Below are 25728 nucleotides of genomic sequence, written 5' to 3' on the forward strand. Positions count from 1 at the left end.
ATGGACAGCGCTATCCCACCCACCCTGAAGGAGACACCCATGTCCTGGACAAAACCGGCTTACACCGACCTGCGTATCGGCTTCGAAGTCACCATGTACTTCGCCAGCCGCTGAGTTCTGCCTACGCAGACTTGCAGTGCAACGCCTCGGCTCGCCGGGGCGTTTTATTTTCAGCGTTGAAAGATGGGAGCGTTCATGTTCGTCCAGATTCTGGGTTCGGCCGCCGGTGGCGGATTTCCGCAGTGGAACTGCAACTGCGTCAATTGCGCAGGCTTTCGCGACGGCAGCCTGAATGCCAAGGCCCGCACCCAGTCGTCCATCGCGATTTCCGACGACGGCGTGAACTGGGTGCTGTGCAACGCTTCGCCGGACATCCGCGCGCAACTGCAGAGCTTCGCTCCAATGCAACCGGGCCGAGCCCTGCGTGACACCGGGATCAGCGCGATCATCCTGATGGACAGCCAGATCGACCACACCACCGGCCTGCTCAGCCTGCGCGAAGGCTGCCCGCATCAGGTCTGGTGCACAGACATGGTTCACGAAGATTTGAGCACCGGTTTCCCGCTGTTCAAGATGCTCACCCACTGGAACGGCGGGTTGAACTGGAACCGCATCGAACTCGACCAGAGCTTCACCGTCGCTGCCTGCCCGAACCTGCGCTTCACTCCGCTGCCGTTGCGCAGCGCCGCACCGCCGTATTCGCCGCACCGTTTCGACCCGCACCCGGGCGACAACATCGGGCTGATCGTCGAAGACCTCAACACCGGCGGCAAACTGTTCTACGCCCCGGGCCTGGGCAAGGTCGACGCGCCGCTGCTGGAAATCATGGCCGGCAGCGACTGCCTGCTGGTGGACGGCACGCTGTGGGATGACGATGAAATGCAGCGCCGTGGCGTCGGCACCCGCACCGGTCGTGAAATGGGCCACCTGGCACAGAACGGCCCCGGCGGCATGCTCGAAGTGCTGGAGCAGTTGCCTGAGCAACGCAAAGTGCTTATCCACATCAACAACACCAACCCGATTCTCGATGAGGATTCGCCGGAGCGCGCGGAGTTGGCGCGGCGTAATGTTGAAGTGGCGTTCGATGGCATGAGTATTGTGCTGTAGCGGATGGCTCCATCGCTGGCAAGCCAGCTCCCACAGGGTTCTGTGGCGTACACAAAAACTGTAGGAGCTGGCTTGCCAGCGATGACGTCCGACCAGACACCCAAGATTTTAACGGTTGTTCCCCGGAGAACCGCAATGACCGACACCCCGCTGTCCCCCAGCGAATTCGAAGCCGCACTGCGCGCCAAAGGCGTCTACTACCACATCTACCACCCGTACCACGTGGCGATGTATGAAGGGCGTGCCACCCGCGAGCAGATTCAGGGCTGGGTCGCCAACCGCTTCTACTATCAGGTGAACATCCCCCTGAAAGACGCGGCGATCCTTGCCAACTGCCCGGATCGCGAGGTCCGTCGCGAGTGGATTCAGCGCCTGCTCGACCACGACGGCGCCCCCGGTGAAGACGGCGGGATTGAAGCCTGGCTGCGCCTCGGGCAAGCGGTCGGCCTCGATCCGGATCAGTTGCGTTCCCAGGAGCTGGTGCTGCCCGGCGTGCGTTTCGCTGTCGATGCCTACGTCAACTTCGCCCGCCGCGCCAGTTGGCAGGAAGCCGCCAGCAGCTCGTTGACCGAGCTGTTCGCGCCGCAGATCCACCAGTCGCGCCTCGACAGCTGGCCGCAGCATTACCCGTGGATCGACCCGGCCGGTTACGAATATTTCCGCACCCGCCTCGGTCAGGCGCGGCGCGATGTCGAGCATGGTCTGGCGATCACGCTCGAGCACTACAAGACCCGCGAGGGTCAGGAGCGCATGCTGGAAATTCTCCAGTTCAAACTGGACATTCTTTGGAGCATGCTCGATGCCATGAGCATGGCTTACGAACTGAACCGCCCGCCGTACCACAGCGTCACTGAACAACGGGTCTGGCACAAAGGAATCACCTTATGAGTTTCGATCGCAGCAAGATCCCGACCTGGCGTCCCGGCTACCGCTTCCAGTACGAACCGGCGCAAAAAGGCCACGTGCTGCTCTACCCCGAGGGCATGATCAAGCTCAACGACAGCGCCGCGCTGATCGGCGGTTTGATCGACGGTGAGCGCGATGTCGCAGCGATCATCGCCAAACTCGATGAGCAGTTCCCCGGCGTACCCGAACTCGGTGACGACATCGAGCAATTCATGGAGGTTGCCCGTGCGCAGCACTGGATCGAACTTGCCTGAGGCATCGGTGCAAGTACCGCCAAAACCTGAAGTCGGCCTGCCGCTGTGGCTGCTCGCCGAGCTGACCTACCGCTGCCCCCTGCAATGCCCGTACTGCTCCAATCCGCTGGATTTCGCCGAGCAGGGCAAAGAGCTGAGCACCGAGCAGTGGATCAAGGTCTTCCGCGAAGCGCGGGAGATGGGCGCGGCGCAACTGGGTTTTTCCGGTGGTGAGCCGCTGGTGCGCCAGGACCTCGCCGAACTGATCCGTGAAGCGCGGCAGTTGGGTTTCTACACCAACCTGATCACTTCCGGCATCGGCTTGACCGAACAGAAGATCAGTGACTTCAAGAAGGCCGGCCTCGATCACATCCAGATCAGTTTCCAGGCCAGCGACGAGCAGGTGAACAACCTGCTCGCCGGCTCGAAAAAGGCTTTCGCGCAGAAGCTGGAGATGGCTCGTGCGGTGAAGGCCCACGGCTATCCGATGGTGCTGAACTTTGTCACCCATCGGCACAACATCGACAAGATCGACCGTATTATCGAGCTGTGCATCGCGCTCGAAGCGGACTTCGTCGAGCTCGCCACCTGCCAGTTCTACGGCTGGGCGCAGCTCAACCGTGTCGGCCTGCTGCCGACCAAGGAACAGTTGGTGCGCGCCGAACGCATCACCAACGAATACCGCGCCAAACTGGAAGCCGAAGGGCATCCGTGCAAGCTGATTTTCGTCACCCCGGACTACTACGAAGAACGCCCGAAAGCCTGCATGAACGGCTGGGGCAGCATCTTTCTGACGGTTACCCCGGACGGCACCGCCCTGCCCTGTCATGGCGCCCGACAGCTGCCGGTACAATTTCCCAACGTGCGCGACCACAGCATGCAGCATATCTGGTACGACTCGCTCGGCTTCAACCGCTTTCGCGGTTACGACTGGATGCCCGAGCCATGCCGCTCCTGCGACGAGAAGGAACAGGACTTCGGCGGCTGCCGCTGTCAGGCGTTCATGCTCACGGGGGACGCGAGTAACGCCGATCCGGTGTGCAGCAAGTCCGACCATCACGGCGTGATTCTCAAGGCCCGCGAAGAAGCCGAGACCGCCACCCAGACCATCGAACAACTGGCCTTCCGTAATGAACGAAACTCACGCCTCATCGCCAAGGGCTGAGCCTTTCAGCGCCACCCAGGCCGTCGCCGCCGGAATGGACTTCGCCGAACTGCAACTTGGCGTTCACGGTTTGTTCTGGAATGAATATCGCCCCGAAGACGCCGCGTGCCGGATCTGGCACTGGCGCGACGGCGTGGCGAAATGTCTGACGCCGAATGGCTTCAGCGTGCGTAGCCGGGTGTACGAATATGGCGGTGGCGCGTTTTGTCTGACGCCAGACGGGGTGGTTTTCGTCAATGAGGCGGATCAGCAGTTGTATCGGCAGACGCTGGATGGCGCGCCCGAGGTGCTGACTTCTGGCGGGTGTCGTTATGGCGATCTGCATTGTGCTTTCGGCCAGGTGCTGGCGGTTGAGGAACTGCGCGACCAGCATCGGCTGGTAGCGATTGATCTGGCCGACGGCACCCGGCATTTGCTGGCTGAAGGTGCGGATTTTTATGCAGCACCGGTGATCAGCCCGGACGGTTCGCGATTGGCCTGGATCGAGTGGAGTCGGCCGCATCAGCCTTGGACATCCACGCGATTGATGGTGGCCGAGCGTCTGGCTGAGGGTGGCTTTGGCGCACCGCGTTGCGTGGCGGGGGCTGACCTTGAAGAGTCGATCCAGCAACCGCGGTTCGACGCGAAAGGACGCTTGTTGTGCCTGACTGATCGCGGCGGTTTCTGGCAGCCGTGGGGCGAAACGTCCGACGGTTTGCAGCGACTGCCCTGCGCCGAGGCCGATCATGCGCCCGCCCCTTGGCAAATGGGTGGCTGCACCTGGTTGCCGGTGGGCGATTCGTTTCTGGCGAGCTGGACCGAGGGCGGTTTTGGTCGCCTGGCGCTCGACGGCGACGACTTCACCGGCGACTACAGTCGTTTCCGGCACCTGGCGCTGGATCAGCAACTCATCTATTGCATCGCCGCCTCGCCAATCAGCCCCTCGGCGGTGATTGCCATTGATCGTTCCAGCCGCGAAGTGAACGTGCTGGCCGGTGGTATTGCGCCACTGCCGGCGGAGCGCATCAGTCGTCCGCAGACGTTGCGCTACCCGAGCGGCAGCGGTGAGGCTCATGGGTTCTTTTATCCGGCAATGAACGACGAAGCACAGCCACCACTGGTGGTGTTCATCCACGGCGGCCCGACCTCGGCCTGCTACCCGATGCTCGACCCGCGCATCCAGTACTGGACGCAACGCGGTTTTGCTGTCGCCGACCTCAACTACCGCGGCAGCAGCGGTTATGGCCGCGAATACCGTCAAGCGTTGCATCTGAGCTGGGGCGAGGTAGACGTCGAGGACGCCTGTGCGGTGGTGGCGTATCTGGCCAGACAAGGACTGATCGACGGCGAGCGCGCGTTTATCCGCGGCGGCAGCGCCGGGGGTTACACCACGTTGTGTGCGCTGGCGTTTCACCAGGTGTTCCGCGCTGGCGCCAGCCTCTACGGCGTCAGCGACCCGGTGGCACTGGCCCGCGCGACCCACAAGTTCGAAGGCGATTATCTCGACTGGCTGATCGGCGATCCCCAACAGGACGCCGAGCGCTACGCCGCACGCACGCCATTGCTGCACGCGAGCAACATCCGGGTACCGGTGATTTTCTTTCAGGGTGAGCTGGATGCCGTGGTGGTGCCGCAACAGACCCGCGACATGGTCACGGCGCTGGAACGCAATGGCATCCCGGTCGAGGCGCATTATTACGCAGAAGAGCGCCATGGTTTTCGCCGGGCGGTGAATCAGGCGCATGCACTGGAGCAGGAGTGGAGGTTTTATCGACGAGTGATGGAGTTGGCGGACTAAATACCGCACTTCTTTCAAAATGGCGCCGCCCCCATCGCGGGCAAGCCCGCTCCCACAGGTTCTTTTGGTGTACACAAAATGTGTGACCTACCGAAAACACTGTGGGCTTGCCCGCGATAGCAATCTATCGCGCGCCACTGAACTCAGCGCTTGGCGATGATGTACACCGCATGCACGATCCCCGGGATATAACCACACAGCGTCAGCAGAATGTTCAGCCAGAACGCCCCACCGAACCCGACCTGCAGAAACACACCCAGTGGCGGCAACAGAATGGCGATGATGATACGAATGAAGTCCATGGGTCAGCTCCTGATTGGGGGTTGGCTCACTTGAGCCATACAAGCTAATCGACCTGCGCCGTTCGTCAGGGTTCAGTGCAAACGCCATTTGATCGCCACTATCGGGCATAAAAAAACGCCCCACGCCAAAAGAATCAGGCGTGAGGCGTGCGTTATACCGCGAGACGGTTCTTGAAATCGGGCAGGAAACTTCAGTTCAGACGGCAATCCCTTTGCGGCATTGCAGTTGCGCGGTGCGCACCCGCGAGAAAGCGCGGGCCAGGCGCAGGAGCATTTCGTCGATGTTGGCCTTGCTGACGGTGAGTGCCGGGGTGAAACGCAGGCAATCGGCTTGCGGCGCGTTGAGCAGCAGGCCTTCGTGCAGGGCGGCACTGACTACGGCATCGGCGCAATCCTCTGACAGGCTCAGTCCCCAGAACAGTCCTTGACCACGCAGTTCGCCATGGCCGTAACGGTGCGCCAGGCGCGCAAGTCCCTCGCGCAAGTGCTGACCGTGATCTTTGACCTGTTCGAGAAATGCCCGGTCCTGCACGCTGTCGAGCACCACCAGACCGGCTGCGGTCATCAGTGCATTGCCGTGATGAGTGCCGCCCAGTTCACCCGCATCAAAGCAGCAGGCCTTGCCTCGGGCCAACAGCGCTGCCAGCGGCACACCACCACCCAGGCCCTTGCCGAGTACGACAATATCGGCGCGCACACCGTAGGATTGCTCGGCGAGCAAACTGCCGCAGCGGCCGATACCGGTCTGCACTTCGTCGAGGATCAGCAGAATGCCCAGTTCGCGGCACAGCCGTTCAACGCCTTTGAGGTAATGCTCAGTGGCCGGAATCACCCCGGCATCGCTCTGAATCGGCTCGAGCATGATCGCCACGGTTTGCGCATCGACAGCCGCGTGCAGCGCCGGCAAGTCGTTGAATGGCACCAGATCGAAACCTGGCAGCAGCGGAGCGAAACGGTTGTGCAGGTTGCAACTGTCTGACGCGGAAATCGTCGCCAGACTACGGCCGTGACAGCCTTGTTTCGCCACGATGATTCGCGACGCCCCACCACGATGCAGCTGACCCCATTTGCGCGCCAGTTTGATTGCCGCTTCACAGGCCTCGCTGCCACTGTTGAGCAAGTAAGCCTGGTCGCTGGAAGTGCTGGCACACAAACGTTCGGCAAGGTTGAGCATGCCGCGATTGTGCAGATTGAAACCGGGATTGATCAGTGCCTGAGCCTGACTGGCAATCGCTTTGACCAGCGCCGAAGGGCTGTGCCCCAGACTGTTGGCACCGCCGGCCTGGGAGAAGTCGAGGTAGGCGCGATCATGACTGTCCCACAGCCAGGAACCCTGACCACGAACGAACACCTGCAGCGGGCGCTCGACGCTGGGCATCAAGCGCTCGGCATTCAGACTGTCGCCTGCCCCGGCGGGATTGGGCTCGAACGCGAGGTCATCAAGACTCGGCGCCTGGCGCCGCAAACTGAACAGATTCATTGAAAGAAACCTCGTTTGAGGTTTTTTGAACTGCCTATGCAAACACTGTCGAAGCAAACGCTATTCATCGCGCTTTCTGGCCCTGTAAGCCTTGTGATTGCGGTTAGACTAGGCTCACAGCGGGCTTCGAGCCATTTCGATTTACCAGCATTTTCGATAAGCATTACTTATGGATTTCAAACAACTGCGTTATTTCGTCGCGGTCTACGAAGAAGGCCATGTGGGCCGGGCCGCTGAGCGTCTGTCGATCTCGCAACCGGCGCTCTCGCAACAGATCCGCCAGCTCGAGCAGAACCTCGACGTCACCCTGTTCGAACGTAGCAGCAAACGCCTGCTGCCGACCCTCGCCGCGCACACTCTGTACAACCACGCGCTACCACTGCTCGATGGATTGCAGCGCGCGCGCGAGGCATTGGGCAATTTCAAGGGCCAGGCCTTGCGCACCTTGGCGATCGGTGTACTGCAAACCGTGCACACCAGCCTCGTCCCGCAAATGCTCGAGCGGGTACGCAAGGCGCAGCCGCATCTGGTGGTGCAGATTTACGAGCTAACCGGTCTGGAGATCGAGCGCCGCCTGCTCAACGGCTCGCTGGATATCGGCATCAGCTACCTGCCACCGCGGCAACCCGGTCTGCATGGCGTAATGCTGTATGAAGATGAGCTGACGCTGGTGATCCCGGCGGATCATCCGCTGCGTGAATTCAAAAAGGTTTCGATGCGACAGGCAGCGGAATTGCCGATGTTGCTGCTGGGCGAAGAGTTTCAGATCCGGCAGATCTGGCAGGCGCAACTGACCAGCCTGGGGCGACGCCCGCAAGTGCAGGCCGAGCTGAACAATATGCTGGGGATTCTCGACAGTTTGCCGCACACCAAACTGGCGACGGTGCTGCCCGGGCGCTCACAGAAGGAATACGACGATCAGGATCTGCTGTGGAAACCGCTGAGCGAGCCACGGGTGCCCCTGCAGGTTGGCCTGGTGTGTCGCGATGTTCAGCGCCAACAGGCGTCTCTGGCGTTGCTGCGCACGTTGCTGGAAGAGGTGATTCAGCGTGAAGACAAACCGCTGAAAGCCGCGCCACCACTGGATCCGCTGCCCTGAAAACTTTTCTTCAGATAAAAGAAAACCCCGCCGAAGCGGGGCTTTGCAGACTGTTTCCCTGACATCCATTTCACTCCGCCACCCTGGCAGAATCCTACGTGTCCGTGTTGTTGCTTTGCGCTTCCTGCGCGACGTCCATGAGTTGTAGATTAGCTGTGGATCCAATCTACGCCTATGGGAGAACAGCAGCACGTCATGTAAGAGAATGCTTACATGACGTTACATCATCAGAACTGTTCAGCGTTCAGCAGGAACAGCGACTCGCTGCCCGCCTTCACCGATGCGCTCAACGAGTGGATACGCGGCAGCAGACGAGCGAAATAGAAGCGTGCGGTGCCCAGTTTGCTGGCGTAGAAATCGTCCTGCGCTTCTTTGCCCAGCGCGGCTTTCGCCATCAGTGCCCACATGTAGGCATAAGCGGTGTAGCCGAACGCTTGCAGATATTCGACCGAGGCTGCGCCGATTTCGTTCGGATTGGTTTTCGCCCGATCCAGCAGCCACGCAGTCAATTCGTCGAGGGTGCTCACGGCGTCGTTCAGCGGCTTGGTGAATTCGCCGAGGTCAGCGCTGGCGGTCGCGGTGAAGTGGCGGATCTCGTCAGCGAACAGCTTGTAGAACGCGCCGCCGCTGCCGACGATCTTGCGCCCGACCAGGTCCAGTGCCTGAATGCCGTTGGTGCCTTCGTAGATCTGTGTGATGCGCACGTCACGCACCAGTTGCTCCTGGCCCCACTCGCGGATGTAGCCGTGGCCGCCGAAAATCTGCTGGCCGTGAACGGTGGTTTCCAGGCCTAGGTCAGTGAGGAATGCCTTTGCCACCGGGGTCAGCAACGCGACCAGATCTTCTGCGCGCTTGCGGGTGGTGGCGTCTTCGCTGAATTTGGCGGTGTCGAGTTGCATCGCCACGTAAGTGGAGAAGGCGCGACCGCCCTCGTTCGAGGCTTTCATGGTCAGCAGCATGCGACGCACGTCAGGGTGGACGATGATCGGGTCGGCAACCTTGTCCTTGTTCTGCGCGCCGGTCGGCGAACGGCTCTGCAGACGATCGCGCGCGTATTCGACGGCGTTCTGATAAGAGCGCTCGCCGCTGGCCAAGCCTTGAATGCCGACGCCCAGACGTTCGTAGTTCATCATGGTGAACATCGCCGCCAGGCCCTTGTTCGGCTCGCCGACCAGATAACCCACGGCTTCGTCGAAGTTCATCACGCAGGTCGCGGATGCCTGGATGCCCATCTTGTGTTCGATCGAGCCACAGTTCGCCGGATTGCGTGCGCCCAGACTGCCATCGGCATTGACCATGAACTTCGGCACCAGGAACAGCGAAATGCCTTTCGGACCAGCCGGGGCGTCCGGCAATTTCGCCAGCACCAGGTGGATGATGTTCTCGGTGAGATCGTGCTCACCGCCGGTGATGAAGATCTTGGTGCCGCTGACCTTGTAGGAACCGTCGGCCTGCGGTTCGGCCTTGGTGCGGATGATGCCCAGGTCGGTGCCGGCGTGCGGCTCGGTCAGGCACATGGAACCGGCCCAGATGCCGGCGTACATGTTCGGCAGGTAGGCGGCCTTCAGCTCTTCGCTGGCGTGGGCGTTGATCGACAGGCAGGCACCGGCGGTCAGCATCGGGTACAGACCGAACGACAGGCTGGCGGAGTTGACCATCTCTTCTACTTGAGCCGAAACAGCCTTGGGCATGCCCATGCCGCCGTAGGCCGGATCGCCACCGACACCGACCCAGCCGCCTTCAGCGTAAGTCTGATAGGCCTGTGGGAAACCGGCCGGGGTGCTGACGGCACCGTCCTTCCAGTGGCAGCCTTCTTCGTCGGCTGCGCGGCTCAGGGGGGCGATGCTTTTGCTGGTGACCTTGCCGGCTTCTTCGAGAATGGCTTCTACGGTTTCTGCATCGACAGTCTCGGCCAAGGCCGGCAGTTCGGCCCAGAGTTTGGCGACTTCGAATACTTCATTGAGGACGAAGCGCATATCGCGCAGCGGCGCTTTGTAGTCAGCCATGGCAAACCTCGCAAGATCTAAACAGGTGATTCGTGGAAGAGTGTTTTCGTTGAGGCCGAGTGTACCTCAACAACTTTTGCGACACATAGGGTCAACCGGTGACTGATTTGTTATTTTTGGTCACTAGCATTCAGCGATAAAACAAAGCCCGCAATCAGCGGGCTTTTGAGCGATGGCGTGTGGCTTGACTCAGCCCGCGGCGCTGTCCATGCGCACCGCGCCGCGACGGTTCTGACCGAACGCCATGACGCAGTTACGCCCGGCGCCCTTGGCGCTGTACAACGCCTGGTCGGCAGACTTGAGGACTTCTTCCGGCGTTCGCTGCTCGACGCGTTCGGCAACACCGATACTGACCGTGACCGAGACACTGGAAGCACCGCTGCCGCCACGCCGCTGGCGACCTTGCTGGTCATCTTGCGGACGGTTTTCCTGATTACGCAGCTGAATGTTGTAGGAAGCAATCGACTCGCGGATCACTTCCAGGTGCGGCATGCATTCCTCAAGGGTTTTGCCCGCAAACACCAAGGCGAATTCCTCACCGCCATAGCGATATGCCCTACCGCCACCGCTGATTTTCGACAGTTTGCTCGCGACCAGGCGCAGCACCTGATCACCAACGTCATGACCGTGAGTGTCGTTGAATTTCTTGAAGTGATCGACGTCGCTCATCGCCAACACATAATTGCGACCCAGGCGCTGCATGCGCTCATTAAGCGCGCGCCGCCCCGGCAAACCAGTGAGCTCATCGCGAAAGGCCATTTGGTAGGCCTCATGCGCCACGGCGGCGGCAATCATCAGCATCACCTGACTGCACATGATGTTCAGGGTGAACGGCAGGATGAAGGTTTTCGGCAGCATCCAGAACAACCCGAGCAAGCCGACCAGTTGCGCCGCATGCAACGGGCGCGGGTTGCGCCAGTATTGCCAGGCCAGCAGCAGGAACGCCGAGAGAAACACCGGATAGGACATCTGGATCAGGCTCATCCAGGCGCCGTGCAGCGCAGGCCAGCGGATTTCCGAGAGCCACATCAGCAACGCCTGGGGATAACTTTGCTCAAGACCGAGGGCGACGCTGCCAAAGGCCAGCAGCACGGCGAACCGCGCGACCATGTCCTGAAACAGATGGGTGCGCTCTTGCCACGCGGCGAACAGGCCGAACAACAGCGGCAACAGCAGACAGACCAGATGAAACACCACCGCGGCGTCTTCGCGCACTTTGCCGTTATCGCGGTAATAGTCAGTCTGGGTGTCGAGCAGAAAGTAGGCGATGTACACCGTGAGCATCAGAAACAGTTCGCGCTGACGTCGGTAAACCGCACAGTAAGCGCCGCCCAACAGCAGCACCAGGGTCGGCAGCACGTTGAACAGCGAAGTGAAGAACACATTGAGGTCTTTGACGTACGCAGCCGCCAACCCCGCGAGCAATAACAGCAGTGAAGGCAGGAAATGACTGAAACGTACAGCGGAAGAACGCGGCAAGGGTAAAGCTCCGACCCGTCATATCAAAGAGATGGCATTGTGCCTGCAATGTGGCCAGTTAAGCACACACAATGTGATCCAGATCACAGGCAGTCTCTTTAACGGCAGAAAAGCCGGGTTGCTGAGCGATTCAGCAACAAAAAAACCGCTGCCCCCGGAGGAGCAGCGGTTTGGTCAGACCGCGTTGAGGCTTAGTAGCCCAGTGCGAAGTCTTCTTCTTTCATGTCCATCAGGTTATTGGCGCCCGACAGCATGGTGGCCACGTGGGTACGGGTACGTGGCAGGATGCGCTGGAAGTAGAAGCGCGCGGTTTGCAGCTTGGCGGTGTAGAACGCCTCGTCGGTGGTGCCGGCAGCCAGTTTTTCAGCAGCCAGGCGCGCCATGTCAGCCCAGAAGTAGGCCAGGCAGGCGTAACCGGAGTACATCAGGTAGTCCACGGAGGCCGCGCCGACTTCTTCACGGTCTTTCATGGCTGCCATACCGACCTTCATGGTCAGCTCGCCCCATTCCTTGTTCAGTGCAGCCAGCGGTGCAACGAATTCTTTGACGGCTTCGTTGCCTTCGTTGTTCTGGCAGAACTTGTGAACGATCTTGGTGAAGCCTTTCAGAGCCTCGCCTTGAGTCATCAGCACTTTACGGCCCAGCAGGTCGAGTGCCTGGATACCGGTGGTGCCTTCGTACAGCATCGAAATGCGGCTGTCGCGAACGTTCTGCTCCATGCCCCACTCGGCGATGAAACCGTGACCACCGTAGATCTGCACACCGTGGTTGGCGGCTTCGAAACCGACTTCGGTCATGAACGCCTTGGCGATCGGCGTCATGAACGCCAGCAGTGCGTCGGCCTTCTTCTTCTCTTCTTCGTCGACGCCGTACTTGACGATGTCGACCTGTTTGGCGGTGAAGTACACCATCGCGCGGTTGCCTTCGGCGAAGGCCTTCATGGTCAGCAGCATGCGACGTACGTCAGGGTGCACGATGATCGGGTCAGCGGCCTTGTCCGGCGCTTTCGGGCCAGTCAGGGAGCGCATTTGCAGACGATCGCGAGCATATTTCAGGCCGCCCTGGAAGCCGATTTCGGCGTGGGCCAGGCCTTGCAGCGCGGTACCCAGACGTGCGGTGTTCATGAAGGTGAACATGCAGTTCAGGCCTTTGTTCGCCGGGCCGATCAGGAAACCGGTGGCGCCGTCGAAGTTCATCACGCAAGTGGCGTTACCGTGGATACCCATCTTGTGTTCCAGCGAGCCGCAGCTCACTGCGTTACGCGCACCGATGGTGCCATCGGCGTTCGGCAGGAATTTTGGAACGATGAACAGGGAAATGCCTTTGGTGCCAGCCGGTGCGTCCGGCAGGCGGGCCAGTACGATGTGGACGATGTTGTCGGCCATGTCGTGTTCACCGGCCGAGATGAAGATCTTGGTCCCGGAAACCTTGTAGGAACCATCGGCCTGAGGCTCGGCCTTGGTGCGCAGCATGCCCAGGTCGGTGCCACAGTGCGGTTCGGTCAGGCACATGGTGCCGGTCCACTCGCCGGAAACCAGTTTGGTCAAATAGGCTTCTTGCTGCTCAGGGGTGCCGTGCTCGGAGATGGTGTTCATCGCGCCGTGCGACAAGCCCGGGTACATGCCCCACGACCAGTTGGCTTCACCGACCATTTCGCTCACAGCTAGACCCAGCGACTCCGGCAGGCCCTGACCGCCGTGCTCGACGTCGTGCGCCAGGCTTGGCCAGCCGCCTTCGACGAATTGCTTGTAGGCCTCTTTAAAGCCAGTCGGGGTTTTCACACCGGACTCGCTCCAGGTGCAGCCTTCGAGGTCGCCCACGCGGTTCAGCGGTGCCAGTACCTGCTCACAAAACTTGGCGCCTTCTTCAAGAATGGCGTCAACCATGTCCGGCGTTGCTTCGGAGCAAGCTGGAAGGCTCTGATAGTGCGCTTCGTAGCCGAGCAGTTCGTCACGAACGAAGCGAATATCACGCAAGGGGGCCTTGTAGTCAGGCATAGCGATAAACCTCTGCTGATGTAACCGGGAATGAACGACCGTGTTGATTTGTTATGACGGTCAAACAGTTGTTTGAAACATACGTTTACGCCGAAATCTTGTCAAGCGTCGATCTTTTGCCGTTCGTCATGACTTTTTTCAAATGCCGGACACGGCAAACCGCCATGAACTGCAAAGCGTCACGGGCAATGAAAAAAGATTAGTTGAGGGAGAAGGACTTACGACGAAAAACGCCGCGACAGGGCGCGGCGTTCGGCAAACGGTGAGGATGAAAAGTCAGGCAAACGTATCGATGATCGTACCGAGCATTTCATCGGAAGCCTTGGCGACCTTGGTGCCCAGCTCCACCTGAAACTTGCCCTGGGCCATCTCGGCCATGGCGCTGCCCGGATCCATTTGCTGACTGCGGTCGATACCGCGCAGACGATCGACCTGCGCCTCGGACGACTGGCTGGTGACCGAACGCTCGATGGTGTTGTTGGCGATCTGGCTGGCCGCCTGATCGACACGGTTCTGACCAGTCTGAATCGTGCTCAAACCCGCATAAAAAGCTGTGTTACCGGAGATTTCCATGGGAGTTCTCATCCTTGGGAAGGATCAATGGCTGCCATTGAAGCAGAGGCGCCAGAAAAACACCCGTCAAAAATACTGATGGCACAGTGCCTTGTCATAGCCAAAAACATTAATCCAGCAGATCAAGTTGCAGATGATCAGCCACTGCCTCGGCACTCAGCGACTTCAGTTTCGGTACCCGCCCCAGACAAGGCGCTGGAAGCCGCTCGGCCAGCGTCGCCAGATTTTCCTCCAGACGCGAGGTTTTCGGATCGATGATATTGGCCACCCAACCGGCCAGCTGCAGGCCATCGCGGGCAATTGCCTCGGCCGTCAGCAAGGCATGACTGATACAGCCCAGGCGCACGCCTACCACCAGAATCACCGGCAGCTTCAACGCGATGGCCAGATCCGACAGATTGTCCTGATCCGCCAACGGTACCCGCCAGCCACCGGCCCCCTCAATCAAGGTGAAATCGGCATTCAGCGCCAGAATTTCGCGCATCGGCGCCAACAGCGATTGCACGGTCAGCGCGACACCCGCCTCGCGCGCCGCCAGATGTGGCGCGATGGCCGGCTCGAACGCGACCGGATTGACCTGTTGATAAGTCAGCGACACCGAACATTCAGCCAACAACGCCAGCGCGTCCGCATTGCGCAAGCCCTTGGCGGTTACCTCGCACCCCGAAGCCACCGGTTTGCCCGCCGCCGTACTCAGCCCCGCCGAGCGCGCAGCATGCAGCAATCCGGCTGCCACAGTGGTCTTGCCGACATCGGTGTCAGTCCCGGTGATGAAATAGGCTGCGCTCATAAGGGTTTCTCCAACACCGCGTAAACCACCTGGTAAGTCGCTGGCAATCCCTGCGGCTGACGGAACTGTTCGTACGCCTCGATCAGGCCGAGGATCCGCGCCCGCCCGGTCAAACCGCCCGGCCGCCCGGGGTTCAGATTGTGCGCACCGAGCGCCTTGAGTTCGTGGGTCAGGTTGCGCACATCCGGGTAGTGCAGCACATGCGCCTGATTCTGCAGACTCACCGAACGCAAGCCACTGGCGGCGCACAACTGCTCATACCGGGCGAATTCGCGGAAGCGGTTGACGTGCACCAGCCCATCGACCTGCCGCCAACTGTCGCGCAATTCGTACAACGTCCCGACACAAAGACTAGCAAACGCGAAAATCCCGCCCGGCTTGAGCACACGAAAAGCTTCGCTGAGCACCGATTCGAAGTCCGCACACCACTGCACCGCGAGGCTGGAGAAGATCAGCTCGCAGGTCGAATCCTGCAATGGCAGACGCTCCGCATCACCCGCGATGAAATGCTGCGCGCCGCCCAGTGGCCGTGCGTGACCGAGCATGCCCTCGGCGATATCCAGTGCCAGCCCCTGCCCCTCGACATATCGCTCGGCCAATGCGCGAGTGAAATAGCCGGTGCCACAGCCAAGATCCAGCCAGCGTGACGGCAGAAAATCTTCCGGCAACCGCTGCAGCAACTGTGAGCCGACGTCACGCTGCAATTCGGCAACACTGTCGTAGCTGGCCGCCGCACGGGAGAAAGAGGCCGCGACCTGGCGCTTGTCGGGCAAGCCGCCGGGCAGCGCAACAAGAGACAAATCAGTCATCACCGCACTCGTGTAGAAAAGCCTGGATCGCACCCGCCACGCCATGGGGGTCTTCCAGAAGAAACGCATGACTGGCCTGTTCGATCAGACCAATTTCGATATCCGGCAACAGCGCGAACAACGCCCCCGCCGCTTCCGCCGGCACCAGGCCGTCCTGCCCGGCGAACAGGTGCAACTGCGGGCCGCGAAACGCCTGCAACGCTTCCCGGGTATCCAGTTGGGCGAGCAGTTCCAGCCCGGCCAACAAGTTTTCGGGGGCCGTATTCGGCGCGCCGCCCAGCATCAACCGCGACAAGCCGCGCGGCTCTTGCGCGCCCTGGGCACACAGCAACGAGAACCGTTTGAGGGTCAGCCGCGGATCGGCCTGGCAGCCGCCGAGAAATGCATCGAACGTCTCGCCCGGCATCGCACTCGGCCAATGCTCGTGGGCCACGAAAGAAGGATTGCTCGCCAGCGTCAGCAGACCGCAGCAATGCTCGCCGCGCCGTGCTGCCAACTCAGAGGCAAGCATGCCGCCCAGCGACCAGCCGCCCAGCCACACATCCTGAGGAGTACGTTCATCGAGATCGTCGAGCCACTCCTGCAAGTCGCTCGAATCAAGCTCGGGCAACGGCTCGATCTCGACATACAGATGCTCGTCGAGTCCCTGTAACGCTGCGGTCAAAGGCTCCAGCGGCGAAATACCAAGGCCCCAGCCCGGCAGCAGAATCAGACGATCACGCATGGCTTGGCTCCGGCGACAGTTGGGCAAAGCAATCGGCCAGTCCTTCCAACAATAGCTGCACCTGCGCCTCGCTGTGGGCAGCGGTCAGGGTCACGCGCAGACGTGCGCTGCCCGCCGGGACGGTCGGCGGACGGATTGCCGTGACCATCAAGCCGCGCTCGCGCAGCATCTGCGACAGGCGCACGGCGCGACCGGCATCGCCGATCAGGATCGGCTGGATCGGGGTGAAGCTGTCCATCAATTGCAGACCGATTTGCTCGGCGCCGTGGCGGAACTGGCGGATCAGCGTTTGCAAATGTTCACGACGCCAGTGTTCCGTGCGCAGTAATTCCAGACTTTTCAGCGTTGCGCAGGCCAGCGCCGGTGGCTGGCTGGTGGTGTAGATGTAGGGCCGGGCGAACTGGATCAGGCTTTCGATCAGCTCCTCACTGCCGGCGACAAAAGCACCCGCCGTGCCGAACGCCTTGCCGAGGGTGCCGACCAGCACCGGCACATCGTCCTGACTCAGGCCGAAATGCTCGACGATTCCGCCACCATTCGCGCCGAGCGGGCCGAAGCCATGGGCATCATCAACCATCAGCCACGCGCCCCTGGCCTTGGCTTCCCGGGCCAGCGCGGGCAGATCGGCAATGTCGCCGTCCATGCTGAACACGCCGTCGGTGACCACCAGCGTGTTGCCGGTGGCTTTCTCCAGACGCTTGGCCAGGCTGTCGGCGTCGTTGTGCAGATAACGATTGAAACGCGCGCCGGACAACAGACCGGCATCCAGCAACGAGGCGTGATTGAGGCGATCTTCCAGCACCGTATCGCCCTGCCCGACCAGTGCCGTGACCGCACCGAGGTTGGCCATGTAGCCAGTGGTGAACAGCAAAGCACGTGGCCGGCCAGTGAGATCGGCGAGGGCTTCTTCCAGGGCGTGATGCGGACCGCTGTGACCGATCACCAGATGCGACGCGCCGCCGCCCACGCCCCAGCGCTCGGCACCGGCGCGCCAGGCTTCGATCACCTGCGGGTGATTGGCCAGACCAAGGTAGTCGTTATTGCAGAACGCCAGCAACGGCTGCCCGTCGACTACCACTTCAGGCCCCTGCGGGGACTCGAGCAACGGACGCTGGCGATAGAGATTTTCGGCACGGCGGGCAGCAAGGCGTGCGGCGAGATCGAAAGACATGCAGGCCTCGACAGTCAGATCAGATGAATCAAGACGGACACAGACCCTGTGGGAGCTGGCTTGCCAGCGATGACGGTGGCACATTCAACATAGATGTCGACAGCCACTCCGCTATCGCTGGCAAGCCAGCTCCCACAGTGTTTTGCATCGCATCAAAAAACTTAGATGGCAGCGTTATAGAACTGCTCGCTGCTCTTCTGCTCCACCAGCGCCTGCTCGATCGCGGCCTGATGCACTTCATCGGCATGCTCTTCACGGGCTTCTGGCTGAATACCCAGACGCGCGAACAGTTGCATGTCCTTGTCAGCCTGCGGGTTGGCAGTGGTCAGCAGTTTGTCGCCGTAAAAAATCGAGTTGGCACCGGCAAAGAATGCCAACGCCTGCATCTGCTCGTTCATCGCTTCGCGGCCGGCGGACAGGCGCACGTGGGATTGCGGCATGAGGATGCGCGCCACGGCGAGCATGCGGATGAAATCGAACGGATCGACGTCGTCGGCGTTTTCCAGCGGCGTACCGGCCACTTTCACCAGCATGTTGATCGGCACCGACTCCGGATGCTCCGGCAGGTTAGCCAACTGGATCAGCAGGTTGGCGCGGTCGTCCAGCGACTCGCCCATGCCGAGAATGCCGCCGGAGCAGATCTTCATCCCCGACTCACGCACGTAGGCCAGGGTCTGCAGGCGCTCGCTGTAAGTGCGGGTGGTGATGATGCTGCCGTAGAACTCCGGCGAGGTGTCGAGGTTGTGGTTGTAGTAATCCAGGCCAGCCTTGGCCAGCGCTTCGGTCTGCTCCTGATCGAGACGCCCAAGGGTCATGCAGGTTTCCAGACCCATGGCTTTCACGCCTTCGACCATCTTCAGCACGTACGGCATGTCTTTGGCGGACGGGTGCTTCCACGCCGCGCCCATGCAGAAACGCGTGGAGCCGATGGCTTTGGCGCGGGCAGCCTCCTCGAGGACTTTCTGCACTTCCATCAGCTTTTCTTTTTCCAGGCCGGTGTTGTAGTGACCGGACTGCGGGCAGTACTTGCAGTCTTCCGGGCAGGCACCGGTCTTGATCGACAGCAGGGTCGAAACCTGCACGCGGTTGGCGTTGAAATGTGCGCGGTGCACCGTCTGCGCCTGGAACAGCAAGTCGTTGAATGGCTGTACGAAGAGCGCTTTGACTTCGGCTAAAGACCAGTCGTGACGCAGGGTGGCAGAGGTGCTGGCGCTCATGGGCAGTTCCTTGGTTATGCTTGGCTGGCGGCTGCGGGAACGGAATACCCACAGGCGCGACACGGATGTTCGGCATATTTAAGGAAGAGTCATGCGCTGTCAACCACGATACGCACAACAGGTTTACATCTGTTTAAAAAACGTACATACCTGCTTGTTGTGCGATGAGCCCGCAGAAGCAGAATTGCCAATGTGCGTCGCCTGCGAAACCGAGCTGCCCTGGCTCGGCGACCAGTGCCAGACGTGCGCGTTGCCGATGCCGGCCGCCGGCCTGACCTGCAGCGAATGCCTGCTAGAGCCCCCGGCATTCGAACAGGTGGTCGTGCCGTGGCGCTATGACTTCCCGGTGGACAGTCTGATCACACGCTTTAAACACAAGGCGAAATGGCCGTTTGGTCACCTGCTCGCCGACGTTGCCGGACAATACCTGCAACATCGCTTCGATGAGGGATTGCCACGACCCGACGCGTTGGTGCCGGTGCCATTGGCGAGCAAACGACTGCGCCAACGCGGGTTCAATCAAGCGGCGATGCTCGGGCGATGGTTAAGCCAACAGCTGGATCTGCCTTTTGAGGAACAGGCGCTACGGCGGGTCCACGACACCAGCGCCCAGCAGGATCTCGACGCCAAAGCGCGCAAGCGCAATTTGCGTGATGCCTTCGCGCTGAACCCTGACACCGAGGTGAAAGGTCGGCACTTCGCATTGGTCGATGACGTGCTGACCACCGGCGCCACGGCCCAGGCATTGGCGCGACTGCTAAAAAATGCAGGCGCAGCGCGGGTTGACGTGTATTGCCTGGCGCGCACACCAAAACCAGGGAATTGAAGTCAGCACAATCCCCTTGTGGGAGGACAGTGTGTGGCTTGACTCTTGTGGCTCAAGCCGCCAACTTCACTTTCCACCGCCATCGTGAAAAGCCCCCCTCCATGTCCATGCCGTCTCTGTTATCCCAGCACATCGTCCGCCGTCCGCAGCGCATCGCCCTGCTGCAACACATTGCCGAACAGGGCTCGATCACCCGCGCCGCAAAAAGCGCCGGTTTGAGTTACAAAGCGGCATGGGATGCGATTGATGAGCTGAACAACCTGGCGCAGAAACCGCTGGTGGAACGTGCGGTCGGCGGCAAGGGCGGCGGCGGCGCCAGATTGTCCAGCGAAGGCGAACGGGTGTTGCGTCTGTATCAAAAGCTGCAAGCTTTACAGGCACAGGTGCTGGAGGCCGCTGAGGACGCCAGCGATCTGGATCTGCTTGGGCGATTGATGCTCAGAACCAGCGCCCGCAATCAACTGCACGGCAAAGTCGTGAGCATCGAAGGTCAGGGCCGCAATGACTTGATCCGCCTCGAACTGGCTGAAGGCCTGTGGATCAATGCACAGATCACCCACGACAGCACCGTGCATCTGGAACTGCAACCGGGCACTGAAGTGGTGGCATTGATCAAGGCCGGCTGGCTTGAATTGTTGGCGGCGGATCAAGCGGCAACATCTGGACACAATCTTCTCAAAGGCACCCTCGAAGCCATTCTCGATGCCGAAGACGGCCCCAGCGAAGTGCGCGTCGCCCTGCCCAACGGCCAGACGCTCTGCGCTCTGGCTGAGCCGTTGCTGCTTCGCACTCGCGGGCTCAGCGTCGGGCAACCGGTGCAGGTGCAGTTCTCGCCGTCCAATGTGCTGATCGGCACGCCGCTGTAACGGACTTTCTGCAACAAAAACTTCATCGCCTCCCATTAAGGTTGCTGCCAAAACCAAGCAGGGAGCCTGATGTGAGCCTATTAGAAGAAAACCAATCCACAGATCTGGAAAAGATGGTCGGCCTCAGCCGTCGCGGTTTCATCAGCGCCGGTGCGCTGTGCGGCGCCGCCATGTTTCTCGGCGGCAACCTGCTCAGCCGCAGCGCGCTGGCCGCTGGTGTCAGCGCTGGCAACAGTCGCCTGCTGGGTTTCGAGAGCATTCCCGCCGCGACCACCGACGTCATCAGCCTGCCCAAGGGCTACAAGTCCTCGGTGCTGATCAGTTGGGGCCAACCGTTGCACAAGAACGGCCCGGCGTTCGATCCGAGCGGCAATGGCACCGCCGCGGCCCAGGAAGTGCAGTTCGGCGACAATAACGACGGCATGAGCCTGTTCGAATTCCCCGACGACCGAAACCGCGCGTTGATGGCGATCAACAACGAATACACCAACTACCGCTACCTCTACCCGCACGGCGGCATGCCGCAATCGGCCGAAGACGTGCGCAAGGCGCTGGCCTGCGAAGGTGTGTCGGTGATCGAAGTGCAGCGCAAGAACGGCCAATGGCAGTTCGTTCAGGGCTCGCGCTACAACCGCCGCATTCACGGCAACTCGCCGCTGCGCATCAGCGGCCCGGCGGCCGGCCACGAGTTGATGAAGACTGCCGCCGACAAGCACGGCAAGAAAGTCCTCGGCACCTTCCAGAACTGCGCCAACGGCAAAACACCGTGGGGCACCTACCTGACCTGCGAAGAGAACTTCACCGACTGCTTCGGCAGCAGCAACGCCCAGCAGCAGTTCGACCCGGCGCAGAAGCGCTACGGTGTGTCGGCGGCCAGCCGCGAGATCAACTGGCATCCGTTCGATCCACGCTTCGACATGGCCAAGAACCCCAACGAGCTCAACCGTCACGGCTGGGTGGTCGAGATCGATCCGTTCGATCCGCAATCGACCCCGGTCAAACGTACCGCGCTGGGTCGCTTCAAACATGAAAACGCCGCGCTGGCCGAGACCGACGACGGCCGCGCCGTGGTGTACATGGGCGACGACGAACGTGGCGAGTTCATCTACAAATTCGTCAGCCGCGACCGCATCAACCACCGCAACGCCAAGGCCAACCGCAACATCCTCGACCACGGCACTTTGTACGTGGCGAAATTCGATGCCGGTGACGGCAACCCGGATCATCCGAAAGGCCAGGGCCAGTGGATCGAACTGACCCATGGCAAGAACGGCATCGACGCCAGCAGCGGTTTCGCCGATCAGGCCGAAGTGCTGATCCACGCCCGCCTCGCCGCCAGCGTGGTCGGCGCCACGCGCATGGACCGCCCGGAATGGATTGTGGTCAGCCCGAAGGACGGCCAGGTCTATTGCACCCTGACCAACAACGCCAAACGCGGCGAAGACGGGCAGCCGGTGGGCGGGCCGAACCCGCGCGCGAAAAACGTCTACGGGCAGATCCTGCGCTGGCGCACCGACCGCGACGATCACGCCTCGAAGACCTTCGCCTGGGATCTGTTTGTGGTCGCCGGCAATCCAGGCGTCCATGCCGGTACGCCGAAGGGCGGTTCGTCGAACATCACCTCGCAGAACATGTTCAACAGCCCGGACGGGCTGGGCTTCGACAAGGCCGGGCGGCTGTGGATTCTGACTGACGGCGACTCAAGCAATGCCGGCGACTTTGCCGGGATGGGCAACAACCAGATGCTCTGTGCCGACCCCAAGACCGGCGAGATTCGCCGCTTCATGGTCGGGCCGATTGGTTGCGAAGTCACCGGGATCAGCTTCTCGCCGGACCAGAAGACCCTGTTTGTCGGGATTCAGCACCCGGGCGAGAACGGTGGTTCGACCTTCCCCGAGCATCTGCCCAATGGCAAGCCGCGTTCATCGGTGATGGCGATTACCCGTGAGGACGGTGGAATCGTCGGCGCCTGACAGGCCCTAATCGCTGGCAAGCCAGCTCCCACAGGTTCTGCGCTGATTTGAAAATAGTGCAAGACTTTGTGGGAGCTGGCTTGCCAGCGATAGCGTCCTCCCAGACACCAACCCACTCCCCCGCAGCCATCTGCGCTACCATGCTGGGCCGGACGCGGCAGCCTGCTGCGCGCAGGAGTCAGCATGGCCCACCCGTTTGAAACCCTTACACCCGATCTCGTGCTCGATGCCGTCGAAAGCATCGGTTTCCTCAGCGATGCGCGCATTCTCGCGCTCAACAGCTACGAAAACCGCGTCTATCAGGTCGGCATCGAAGACTCCGAACCGCTGATCGCCAAGTTCTACCGTCCGCAACGCTGGACCAACGAAGCCATCCTCGAAGAACACCAGTTCACCTTCGAACTGGCCGACGTCGAAATCCCGGTGGTGGCGCCGCTGATCCACAATGGCCAGACCCTGCACGAGCATGCCGGTTTCCGTTTCACCCTGTTCCCCCGTCGCGGCGGGCGTGCGCCGGAGCCGGGCAATCTCGATCAGTTGTATCGCCTCGGCCAGTTGCTCGGGCGCATTCATGCGGTCGGCGCCACCAAGCCGTTCGAACACCGTGAAGCACTCGGCGTGCAGAACTTCGGCCATGCCTCGCTGGCAACATTGCTTGAAGGCAACTTCATCCCCAAGAGCCTCCTGCCAGCCTACGAGTCTGTGGCCCGCGACTTGCTCAAGCGTGTCGAAGACGTCTACGCCGCCACGCCGCACCAGAACATCCGCATGCACGGCGACTGTCACCCCGGCAACATGATGTGCCGCGATGAAATGTTCCACATCGTCGACCTCGACGACTGCCGCATGGGCCCGGCCGTGCAGGACATCTGGATGATGCTGGCGGGCGATCGTCAGGAATGCCTCGGCCAGCTCTCGGAACTGATGGACGGCTACAACGAATTCCACGACTTCGATCCGCGCGAACTGGCGCTGATCGAACCGCTGCGCGCCCTGCGGCTGATGCACTACAGCGCGTGGCTGGCGCGGCGCTGGGACGACCCGGCGTTTCCGCACAGCTTTCCGTGGTTCGGCACCGAACGGTATTGGGGCGATCAGGTGTTGGCGCTGCGTGAGCAACTGTCGGCGCTCAACGAAGAACCTTTGAAGTTGTTCTGAATTCAAGATCAAAAGATCGCAGCCTTCGGCAGCTCCTACATGGATCGCATTCCCCTGCAGGAGCTGCCGAAGGCTGCGATCTTTTCGCTTTCTGACACGACACATCTATACAACCTCCTTACAATCCCTCCTTTGTTAGCTGCCTAAGCAAGGATTCTGCATGCAAGCCGCCAACCCGCGTCGCGGGTACATTCTGGGCCTGAGTGCCTACATCATCTGGGGCCTGTTCCCGATCTACTTCAAAGCCATCGCCGAAGTACCCGCTGTCGAGATCATCATTCACCGGGTGCTGTGGTCGGCGCTGTTCGGCGCCCTGTTGCTGATGGTGTGGAAGCATCCGGGCTGGTTGCGTGAATTGCTCGACAACCCCAAACGCCTGGCGATTCTGGCCCTGAGCGGTACCTTGATCGCGGCCAACTGGCTGACCTACGTGTGGTCGGTGAACAACGGACGCATGCTCGAAGCGAGTCTCGGTTACTACATCAACCCGCTGGTCAACGTGCTGTTGGGGATGCTGATTCTCGGCGAACGCCTGCGGCGCATGCAGTGGATCGCCGTGGGGCTGGCGGCCATCGGCGTGGCGCAGCAAGTGTGGCAGGTCGGTAGTCTGCCGTGGGTGTCGCTGGTGCTGGCGCTGACCTTTGGTTTTTACGGTTTGATCCGCAAACAGGCGCCGGTCAAAGCCTTGCCGGGGCTGGTAGTGGAAACCTGGATGCTGGTGCCGATCGCTATTGCCTGGCTGTTGTTCAACCAGACCGCGACCAGTGCACAACCCGAATTCTGGACCACCTCGCAAGCCTGGTGGCTGGTAGCCGCCGGCCCGGTGACACTGGTGCCGCTGGTGTGCTTCAACGCTGCCACGCGCCACCTGCCTTACACCACCATCGGCTTCCTGCAATACCTGGCACCAACGCTGGTGCTGCTGCAGGCGGTGTTGCTGTTTGGTGAGCATCTGTCGTCGAGCACGCTGATCGCGTTCATCTTTATCTGGGCAGGTCTGGCCGTTTATAGCGTCGATGCGGTGATCAGTCTGCGTCGGCGCAGCTGATCAAAAAACGCACAAAGCTTTGCAGGCCACGATTCTCGTGGCCTGCAACGTTCCTTCCCAAGGTTATCCACAGCGTGATCCCCGCCGTTTGTGCGCAAGTCACTGAATGCTGGCGGTTTTTTGATCAGTTCCCGGCAAGCCACAGCCTGCGTGGCGTTGCGCCCGGTCTCTACAGGTTATCCACAGGCAGGTGCACGTTAAAACTGGATAACCCTGGCGGTGCTTAAACGTCTGTGCGTAACACCAGTTCGACCATCAGATCATCGGCCAGGGTTTCCAGGCGCGATTGCAGCACGTCCAGCGACAGGGTCAGCGGCACCGCGAGAATTGCTTCGGCGTGGAATAACGGCTCGCTGCTCATCGGTGCCGGGCGCACTTCGGTCACCAGCCGTTCGAGGTTCACCCCCTGCTCACTGAGCAAACGGGTGATGTCGCGCACGATGCCCGGACGGTCGTTGCCCACCAGCTCCATGGCGATCGGTTTCCAGGTACAGGACTGCTCGATGCCGCTCTCGGCAATCAGCACGCGAATGCCCTGCGCCGACAATGCTTGTAGGGAATCGACTAATTCGTCGTAAGCCTCCGCCGGCACGCCCACCCGCAGAATCCCGGCGAACTGCCCGGCCATCCGTGACATGCGGCTTTCCAGCCAGTTACCGCCATGCTCGGCGATGCATTGGGCGATGCGCTCGACCTGCCCGGGCTTGTCCGGGGCAAACACAGTGAGTACGAGATGGTCCATGGCGCAGCCCTCTTGTCATGACTTTTGTTATAGAAAGGCAAGTATAGGCAAGCACCGACATTCAGCCGCCATGCTCAAGTGAACAACACCTGTGGCGAGGGAGCTTGCTCCCGCTGGCGGCCGCAGGACGCCCTCTCCAGTCAGTAATAGCTTTTGCGGGTGCTTTGCACCCGAGCGGGAGCAAGCTCCCTCGCCACAAATGCAGGCGCAACGAAGCTGAATGGGAGCTGCACAGCATTTATGTGTACAACTTTTTATATTTAACTGGAACAATCTGCTG

At 60.9% G+C, this 25728-nt stretch carries 24 protein-coding genes; 12 read left to right on the forward strand and 12 right to left on the reverse strand.

Translation table 11 applies throughout. The annotated features are described in order from the left end of the window. The first annotated feature begins 39 nt into the window (after positions 1-39). The 6 genes from pqqA (at position 40) to B1722_RS16685 (ending at position 5188) form a co-directional block, all read left to right on the forward strand. Positions 40-114, forward strand: coding sequence for a pyrroloquinoline quinone precursor peptide PqqA (pqqA, locus tag B1722_RS16660; RefSeq protein WP_003422658.1), 75 nt, complete (start codon positions 40-42; stop codon positions 112-114). An 81-nt stretch (positions 115-195) separates the two neighbouring features. Next, positions 196-1107, forward strand: a complete 912-nt coding sequence (gene pqqB / locus B1722_RS16665) for a pyrroloquinoline quinone biosynthesis protein PqqB (RefSeq protein WP_041070011.1) — start codon at positions 196-198, stop codon at positions 1105-1107. 135 nt (positions 1108-1242) lie between these two features. Beyond that, complete coding sequence (gene pqqC, locus B1722_RS16670; RefSeq protein ID WP_041070008.1) at positions 1243-1995, forward strand: pyrroloquinoline-quinone synthase PqqC; 753 nt, start codon at positions 1243-1245, stop codon at positions 1993-1995. Further along, complete coding sequence (gene pqqD, locus B1722_RS16675) at positions 1992-2267, forward strand: pyrroloquinoline quinone biosynthesis peptide chaperone PqqD (RefSeq protein ID WP_041070005.1); 276 nt, start codon at positions 1992-1994, stop codon at positions 2265-2267. Before pqqC ends, pqqD begins: the two co-directional genes overlap by 4 nt. Beyond that, the gene (pqqE, locus tag B1722_RS16680) at positions 2239-3411 is read left to right on the forward strand and encodes a pyrroloquinoline quinone biosynthesis protein PqqE (RefSeq protein ID WP_041070002.1); all 1173 of its coding nucleotides are present in this window, start codon (positions 2239-2241) and stop codon (positions 3409-3411) included. Before pqqD ends, pqqE begins: the two co-directional genes overlap by 29 nt. Continuing rightward, positions 3377-5188, forward strand: a complete 1812-nt coding sequence (locus B1722_RS16685; protein ID WP_084234192.1) for a S9 family peptidase — start codon at positions 3377-3379, stop codon at positions 5186-5188. Before pqqE ends, B1722_RS16685 begins: the two co-directional genes overlap by 35 nt. 143 nt (positions 5189-5331) lie before the next feature. Here the strand turns inward: B1722_RS16685 and B1722_RS16690 are convergent, their stop codons facing one another. Together B1722_RS16690 and B1722_RS16695 are read right to left on the reverse strand one after the other, a co-directional pair. Continuing rightward, positions 5332-5490, reverse strand: a complete 159-nt coding sequence (locus tag B1722_RS16690) for a YqaE/Pmp3 family membrane protein (RefSeq protein WP_003228885.1) — start codon at positions 5488-5490, stop codon at positions 5332-5334. 196 nt (positions 5491-5686) lie between these two features. Beyond that, positions 5687-6970, reverse strand: coding sequence for an aspartate aminotransferase family protein (locus B1722_RS16695; protein ID WP_041069994.1), 1284 nt, complete (start codon positions 6968-6970; stop codon positions 5687-5689). A 169-nt stretch (positions 6971-7139) separates the two neighbouring features. Here B1722_RS16695 and B1722_RS16700 point away from each other — a divergent pair, with 169 nt between their 5' ends. Continuing rightward, the gene (locus B1722_RS16700) at positions 7140-8069 is read left to right on the forward strand and encodes a LysR family transcriptional regulator (protein WP_041069991.1); all 930 of its coding nucleotides are present in this window, start codon (positions 7140-7142) and stop codon (positions 8067-8069) included. Between the two features lie 227 nt (positions 8070-8296). Here B1722_RS16700 and B1722_RS16705 read toward each other — a convergent pair whose 3' ends face one another. The 9 genes from B1722_RS16705 to bioB all read right to left on the reverse strand — a co-directional run bounded on the left by B1722_RS16705 (position 8297) and on the right by bioB (position 18835). Then, on the reverse strand, positions 8297-10075 hold the full coding sequence (locus B1722_RS16705; RefSeq protein WP_027610696.1) for an acyl-CoA dehydrogenase C-terminal domain-containing protein: 1779 nt from the start codon (positions 10073-10075) through the stop codon (positions 8297-8299). 189 nt (positions 10076-10264) lie between these two features. Next, positions 10265-11554, reverse strand: coding sequence for a GGDEF domain-containing protein (locus B1722_RS16710; protein ID WP_041069989.1), 1290 nt, complete (start codon positions 11552-11554; stop codon positions 10265-10267). A 191-nt stretch (positions 11555-11745) separates the two neighbouring features. Next, positions 11746-13551, reverse strand: coding sequence for a phenylacyl-CoA dehydrogenase (locus tag B1722_RS16715; RefSeq protein ID WP_041069986.1), 1806 nt, complete (start codon positions 13549-13551; stop codon positions 11746-11748). 276 nt (positions 13552-13827) lie between these two features. Continuing rightward, the gene (locus B1722_RS16720; RefSeq protein ID WP_003228898.1) at positions 13828-14124 is read right to left on the reverse strand and encodes a hypothetical protein; all 297 of its coding nucleotides are present in this window, start codon (positions 14122-14124) and stop codon (positions 13828-13830) included. A 109-nt stretch (positions 14125-14233) separates the two neighbouring features. After that, on the reverse strand, positions 14234-14914 hold the full coding sequence (gene bioD / locus B1722_RS16725; RefSeq protein WP_086793527.1) for a dethiobiotin synthase: 681 nt from the start codon (positions 14912-14914) through the stop codon (positions 14234-14236). Further along, positions 14911-15723, reverse strand: a complete 813-nt coding sequence (gene bioC / locus B1722_RS16730; RefSeq protein ID WP_041069977.1) for a malonyl-ACP O-methyltransferase BioC — start codon at positions 15721-15723, stop codon at positions 14911-14913. Before bioC ends, bioD begins: the two co-directional genes overlap by 4 nt. Continuing rightward, complete coding sequence (locus B1722_RS16735) at positions 15716-16447, reverse strand: alpha/beta fold hydrolase (protein ID WP_086793530.1); 732 nt, start codon at positions 16445-16447, stop codon at positions 15716-15718. The genes bioC and B1722_RS16735 overlap by 8 nt, the downstream gene beginning before the upstream one ends. Beyond that, positions 16440-17618: an 8-amino-7-oxononanoate synthase gene (bioF, locus tag B1722_RS16740; RefSeq protein ID WP_086793532.1), complete on the reverse strand. Its 1179-nt coding sequence runs from the start codon at positions 17616-17618 to the stop codon at positions 16440-16442. The genes B1722_RS16735 and bioF overlap by 8 nt, the downstream gene beginning before the upstream one ends. A 161-nt stretch (positions 17619-17779) precedes the next feature. Then, a complete protein-coding gene (gene bioB / locus B1722_RS16745; protein ID WP_086793534.1) occupies positions 17780-18835 on the reverse strand; it encodes a biotin synthase BioB in 1056 nt (351 codons plus the stop codon). Between the two features lie 91 nt (positions 18836-18926). On the opposite strand from bioB, the gene B1722_RS16750 reads away from it, so the two are divergent. From B1722_RS16750 to rarD, 5 genes are all read left to right on the forward strand, one after another. Next, positions 18927-19661, forward strand: coding sequence for a ComF family protein (locus B1722_RS16750; RefSeq protein ID WP_086793537.1), 735 nt, complete (start codon positions 18927-18929; stop codon positions 19659-19661). 101 nt (positions 19662-19762) lie between these two features. Continuing rightward, positions 19763-20527 carry a TOBE domain-containing protein gene (locus B1722_RS16755; RefSeq protein ID WP_086793540.1) on the forward strand — a complete coding sequence of 255 codons (765 nt, stop codon included), beginning with the start codon at positions 19763-19765 and terminating at the stop codon, positions 20525-20527. A gap of 71 nt (positions 20528-20598) precedes the next feature. Further along, positions 20599-22500, forward strand: a complete 1902-nt coding sequence (locus B1722_RS16760; protein ID WP_086793542.1) for a PhoX family phosphatase — start codon at positions 20599-20601, stop codon at positions 22498-22500. 183 nt (positions 22501-22683) lie between these two features. Continuing rightward, positions 22684-23658, forward strand: coding sequence for a serine/threonine protein kinase (locus B1722_RS16765; protein ID WP_027610685.1), 975 nt, complete (start codon positions 22684-22686; stop codon positions 23656-23658). Positions 23659-23818: 160 nt separating this feature from the next. After that, positions 23819-24706 (forward strand): EamA family transporter RarD, encoded by an 888-nt coding sequence (gene rarD, locus B1722_RS16770; RefSeq protein WP_041069958.1) that lies wholly within the window; start codon positions 23819-23821, stop codon positions 24704-24706. A gap of 223 nt (positions 24707-24929) precedes the next feature. Here rarD and B1722_RS16775 read toward each other — a convergent pair whose 3' ends face one another. Beyond that, complete coding sequence (locus tag B1722_RS16775; protein ID WP_007966538.1) at positions 24930-25448, reverse strand: glycine cleavage system protein R; 519 nt, start codon at positions 25446-25448, stop codon at positions 24930-24932. Positions 25449-25728: the final 280 nt, after the last annotated feature.

The organism is Pseudomonas sp. SCPG-7 (genome assembly GCF_002156405.1).
In the GTDB taxonomy this organism is placed as follows: Bacteria; Pseudomonadota; Gammaproteobacteria; order Pseudomonadales; family Pseudomonadaceae; genus Aquipseudomonas; species Aquipseudomonas parakoreensis.

What these genes read in the sequence shown, in the direction of transcription:
- B1722_RS16775 (WP_007966538.1), bottom strand. Translation starts at nt 25,448, where the DNA reads ATGGACCATCTCGTACTCACTGTGTTTGCCCCGGACAAGCCCGGGCAG.
- B1722_RS16700 (WP_041069991.1), top strand. Translation starts at nt 7,140, where the DNA reads ATGGATTTCAAACAACTGCGTTATTTCGTCGCGGTCTACGAAGAAGGC.
- B1722_RS16685 (WP_084234192.1), top strand. Translation starts at nt 3,377, where the DNA reads ATGAACGAAACTCACGCCTCATCGCCAAGGGCTGAGCCTTTCAGCGCC.
- pqqD (WP_041070005.1), top strand. Translation starts at nt 1,992, where the DNA reads ATGAGTTTCGATCGCAGCAAGATCCCGACCTGGCGTCCCGGCTACCGC.
- B1722_RS16715 (WP_041069986.1), bottom strand. Translation starts at nt 13,551, where the DNA reads ATGCCTGACTACAAGGCCCCCTTGCGTGATATTCGCTTCGTTCGTGAC.
- B1722_RS16695 (WP_041069994.1), bottom strand. Translation starts at nt 6,970, where the DNA reads ATGAATCTGTTCAGTTTGCGGCGCCAGGCGCCGAGTCTTGATGACCTC.
- pqqC (WP_041070008.1), top strand. Translation starts at nt 1,243, where the DNA reads ATGACCGACACCCCGCTGTCCCCCAGCGAATTCGAAGCCGCACTGCGC.
- B1722_RS16720 (WP_003228898.1), bottom strand. Translation starts at nt 14,124, where the DNA reads ATGGAAATCTCCGGTAACACAGCTTTTTATGCGGGTTTGAGCACGATT.
- B1722_RS16765 (WP_027610685.1), top strand. Translation starts at nt 22,684, where the DNA reads ATGGCCCACCCGTTTGAAACCCTTACACCCGATCTCGTGCTCGATGCC.
- B1722_RS16750 (WP_086793537.1), top strand. Translation starts at nt 18,927, where the DNA reads ATGCGCTGTCAACCACGATACGCACAACAGGTTTACATCTGTTTAAAA.
- bioD (WP_086793527.1), bottom strand. Translation starts at nt 14,914, where the DNA reads ATGAGCGCAGCCTATTTCATCACCGGGACTGACACCGATGTCGGCAAG.
- B1722_RS16690 (WP_003228885.1), bottom strand. Translation starts at nt 5,490, where the DNA reads ATGGACTTCATTCGTATCATCATCGCCATTCTGTTGCCGCCACTGGGT.
- pqqB (WP_041070011.1), top strand. Translation starts at nt 196, where the DNA reads ATGTTCGTCCAGATTCTGGGTTCGGCCGCCGGTGGCGGATTTCCGCAG.
- rarD (WP_041069958.1), top strand. Translation starts at nt 23,819, where the DNA reads ATGCAAGCCGCCAACCCGCGTCGCGGGTACATTCTGGGCCTGAGTGCC.
- bioF (WP_086793532.1), bottom strand. Translation starts at nt 17,618, where the DNA reads ATGTCTTTCGATCTCGCCGCACGCCTTGCTGCCCGCCGTGCCGAAAAT.
- bioB (WP_086793534.1), bottom strand. Translation starts at nt 18,835, where the DNA reads ATGAGCGCCAGCACCTCTGCCACCCTGCGTCACGACTGGTCTTTAGCC.
- bioC (WP_041069977.1), bottom strand. Translation starts at nt 15,723, where the DNA reads ATGACTGATTTGTCTCTTGTTGCGCTGCCCGGCGGCTTGCCCGACAAG.
- B1722_RS16705 (WP_027610696.1), bottom strand. Translation starts at nt 10,075, where the DNA reads ATGGCTGACTACAAAGCGCCGCTGCGCGATATGCGCTTCGTCCTCAAT.
- B1722_RS16755 (WP_086793540.1), top strand. Translation starts at nt 19,763, where the DNA reads ATGTCCATGCCGTCTCTGTTATCCCAGCACATCGTCCGCCGTCCGCAG.
- B1722_RS16735 (WP_086793530.1), bottom strand. Translation starts at nt 16,447, where the DNA reads ATGCGTGATCGTCTGATTCTGCTGCCGGGCTGGGGCCTTGGTATTTCG.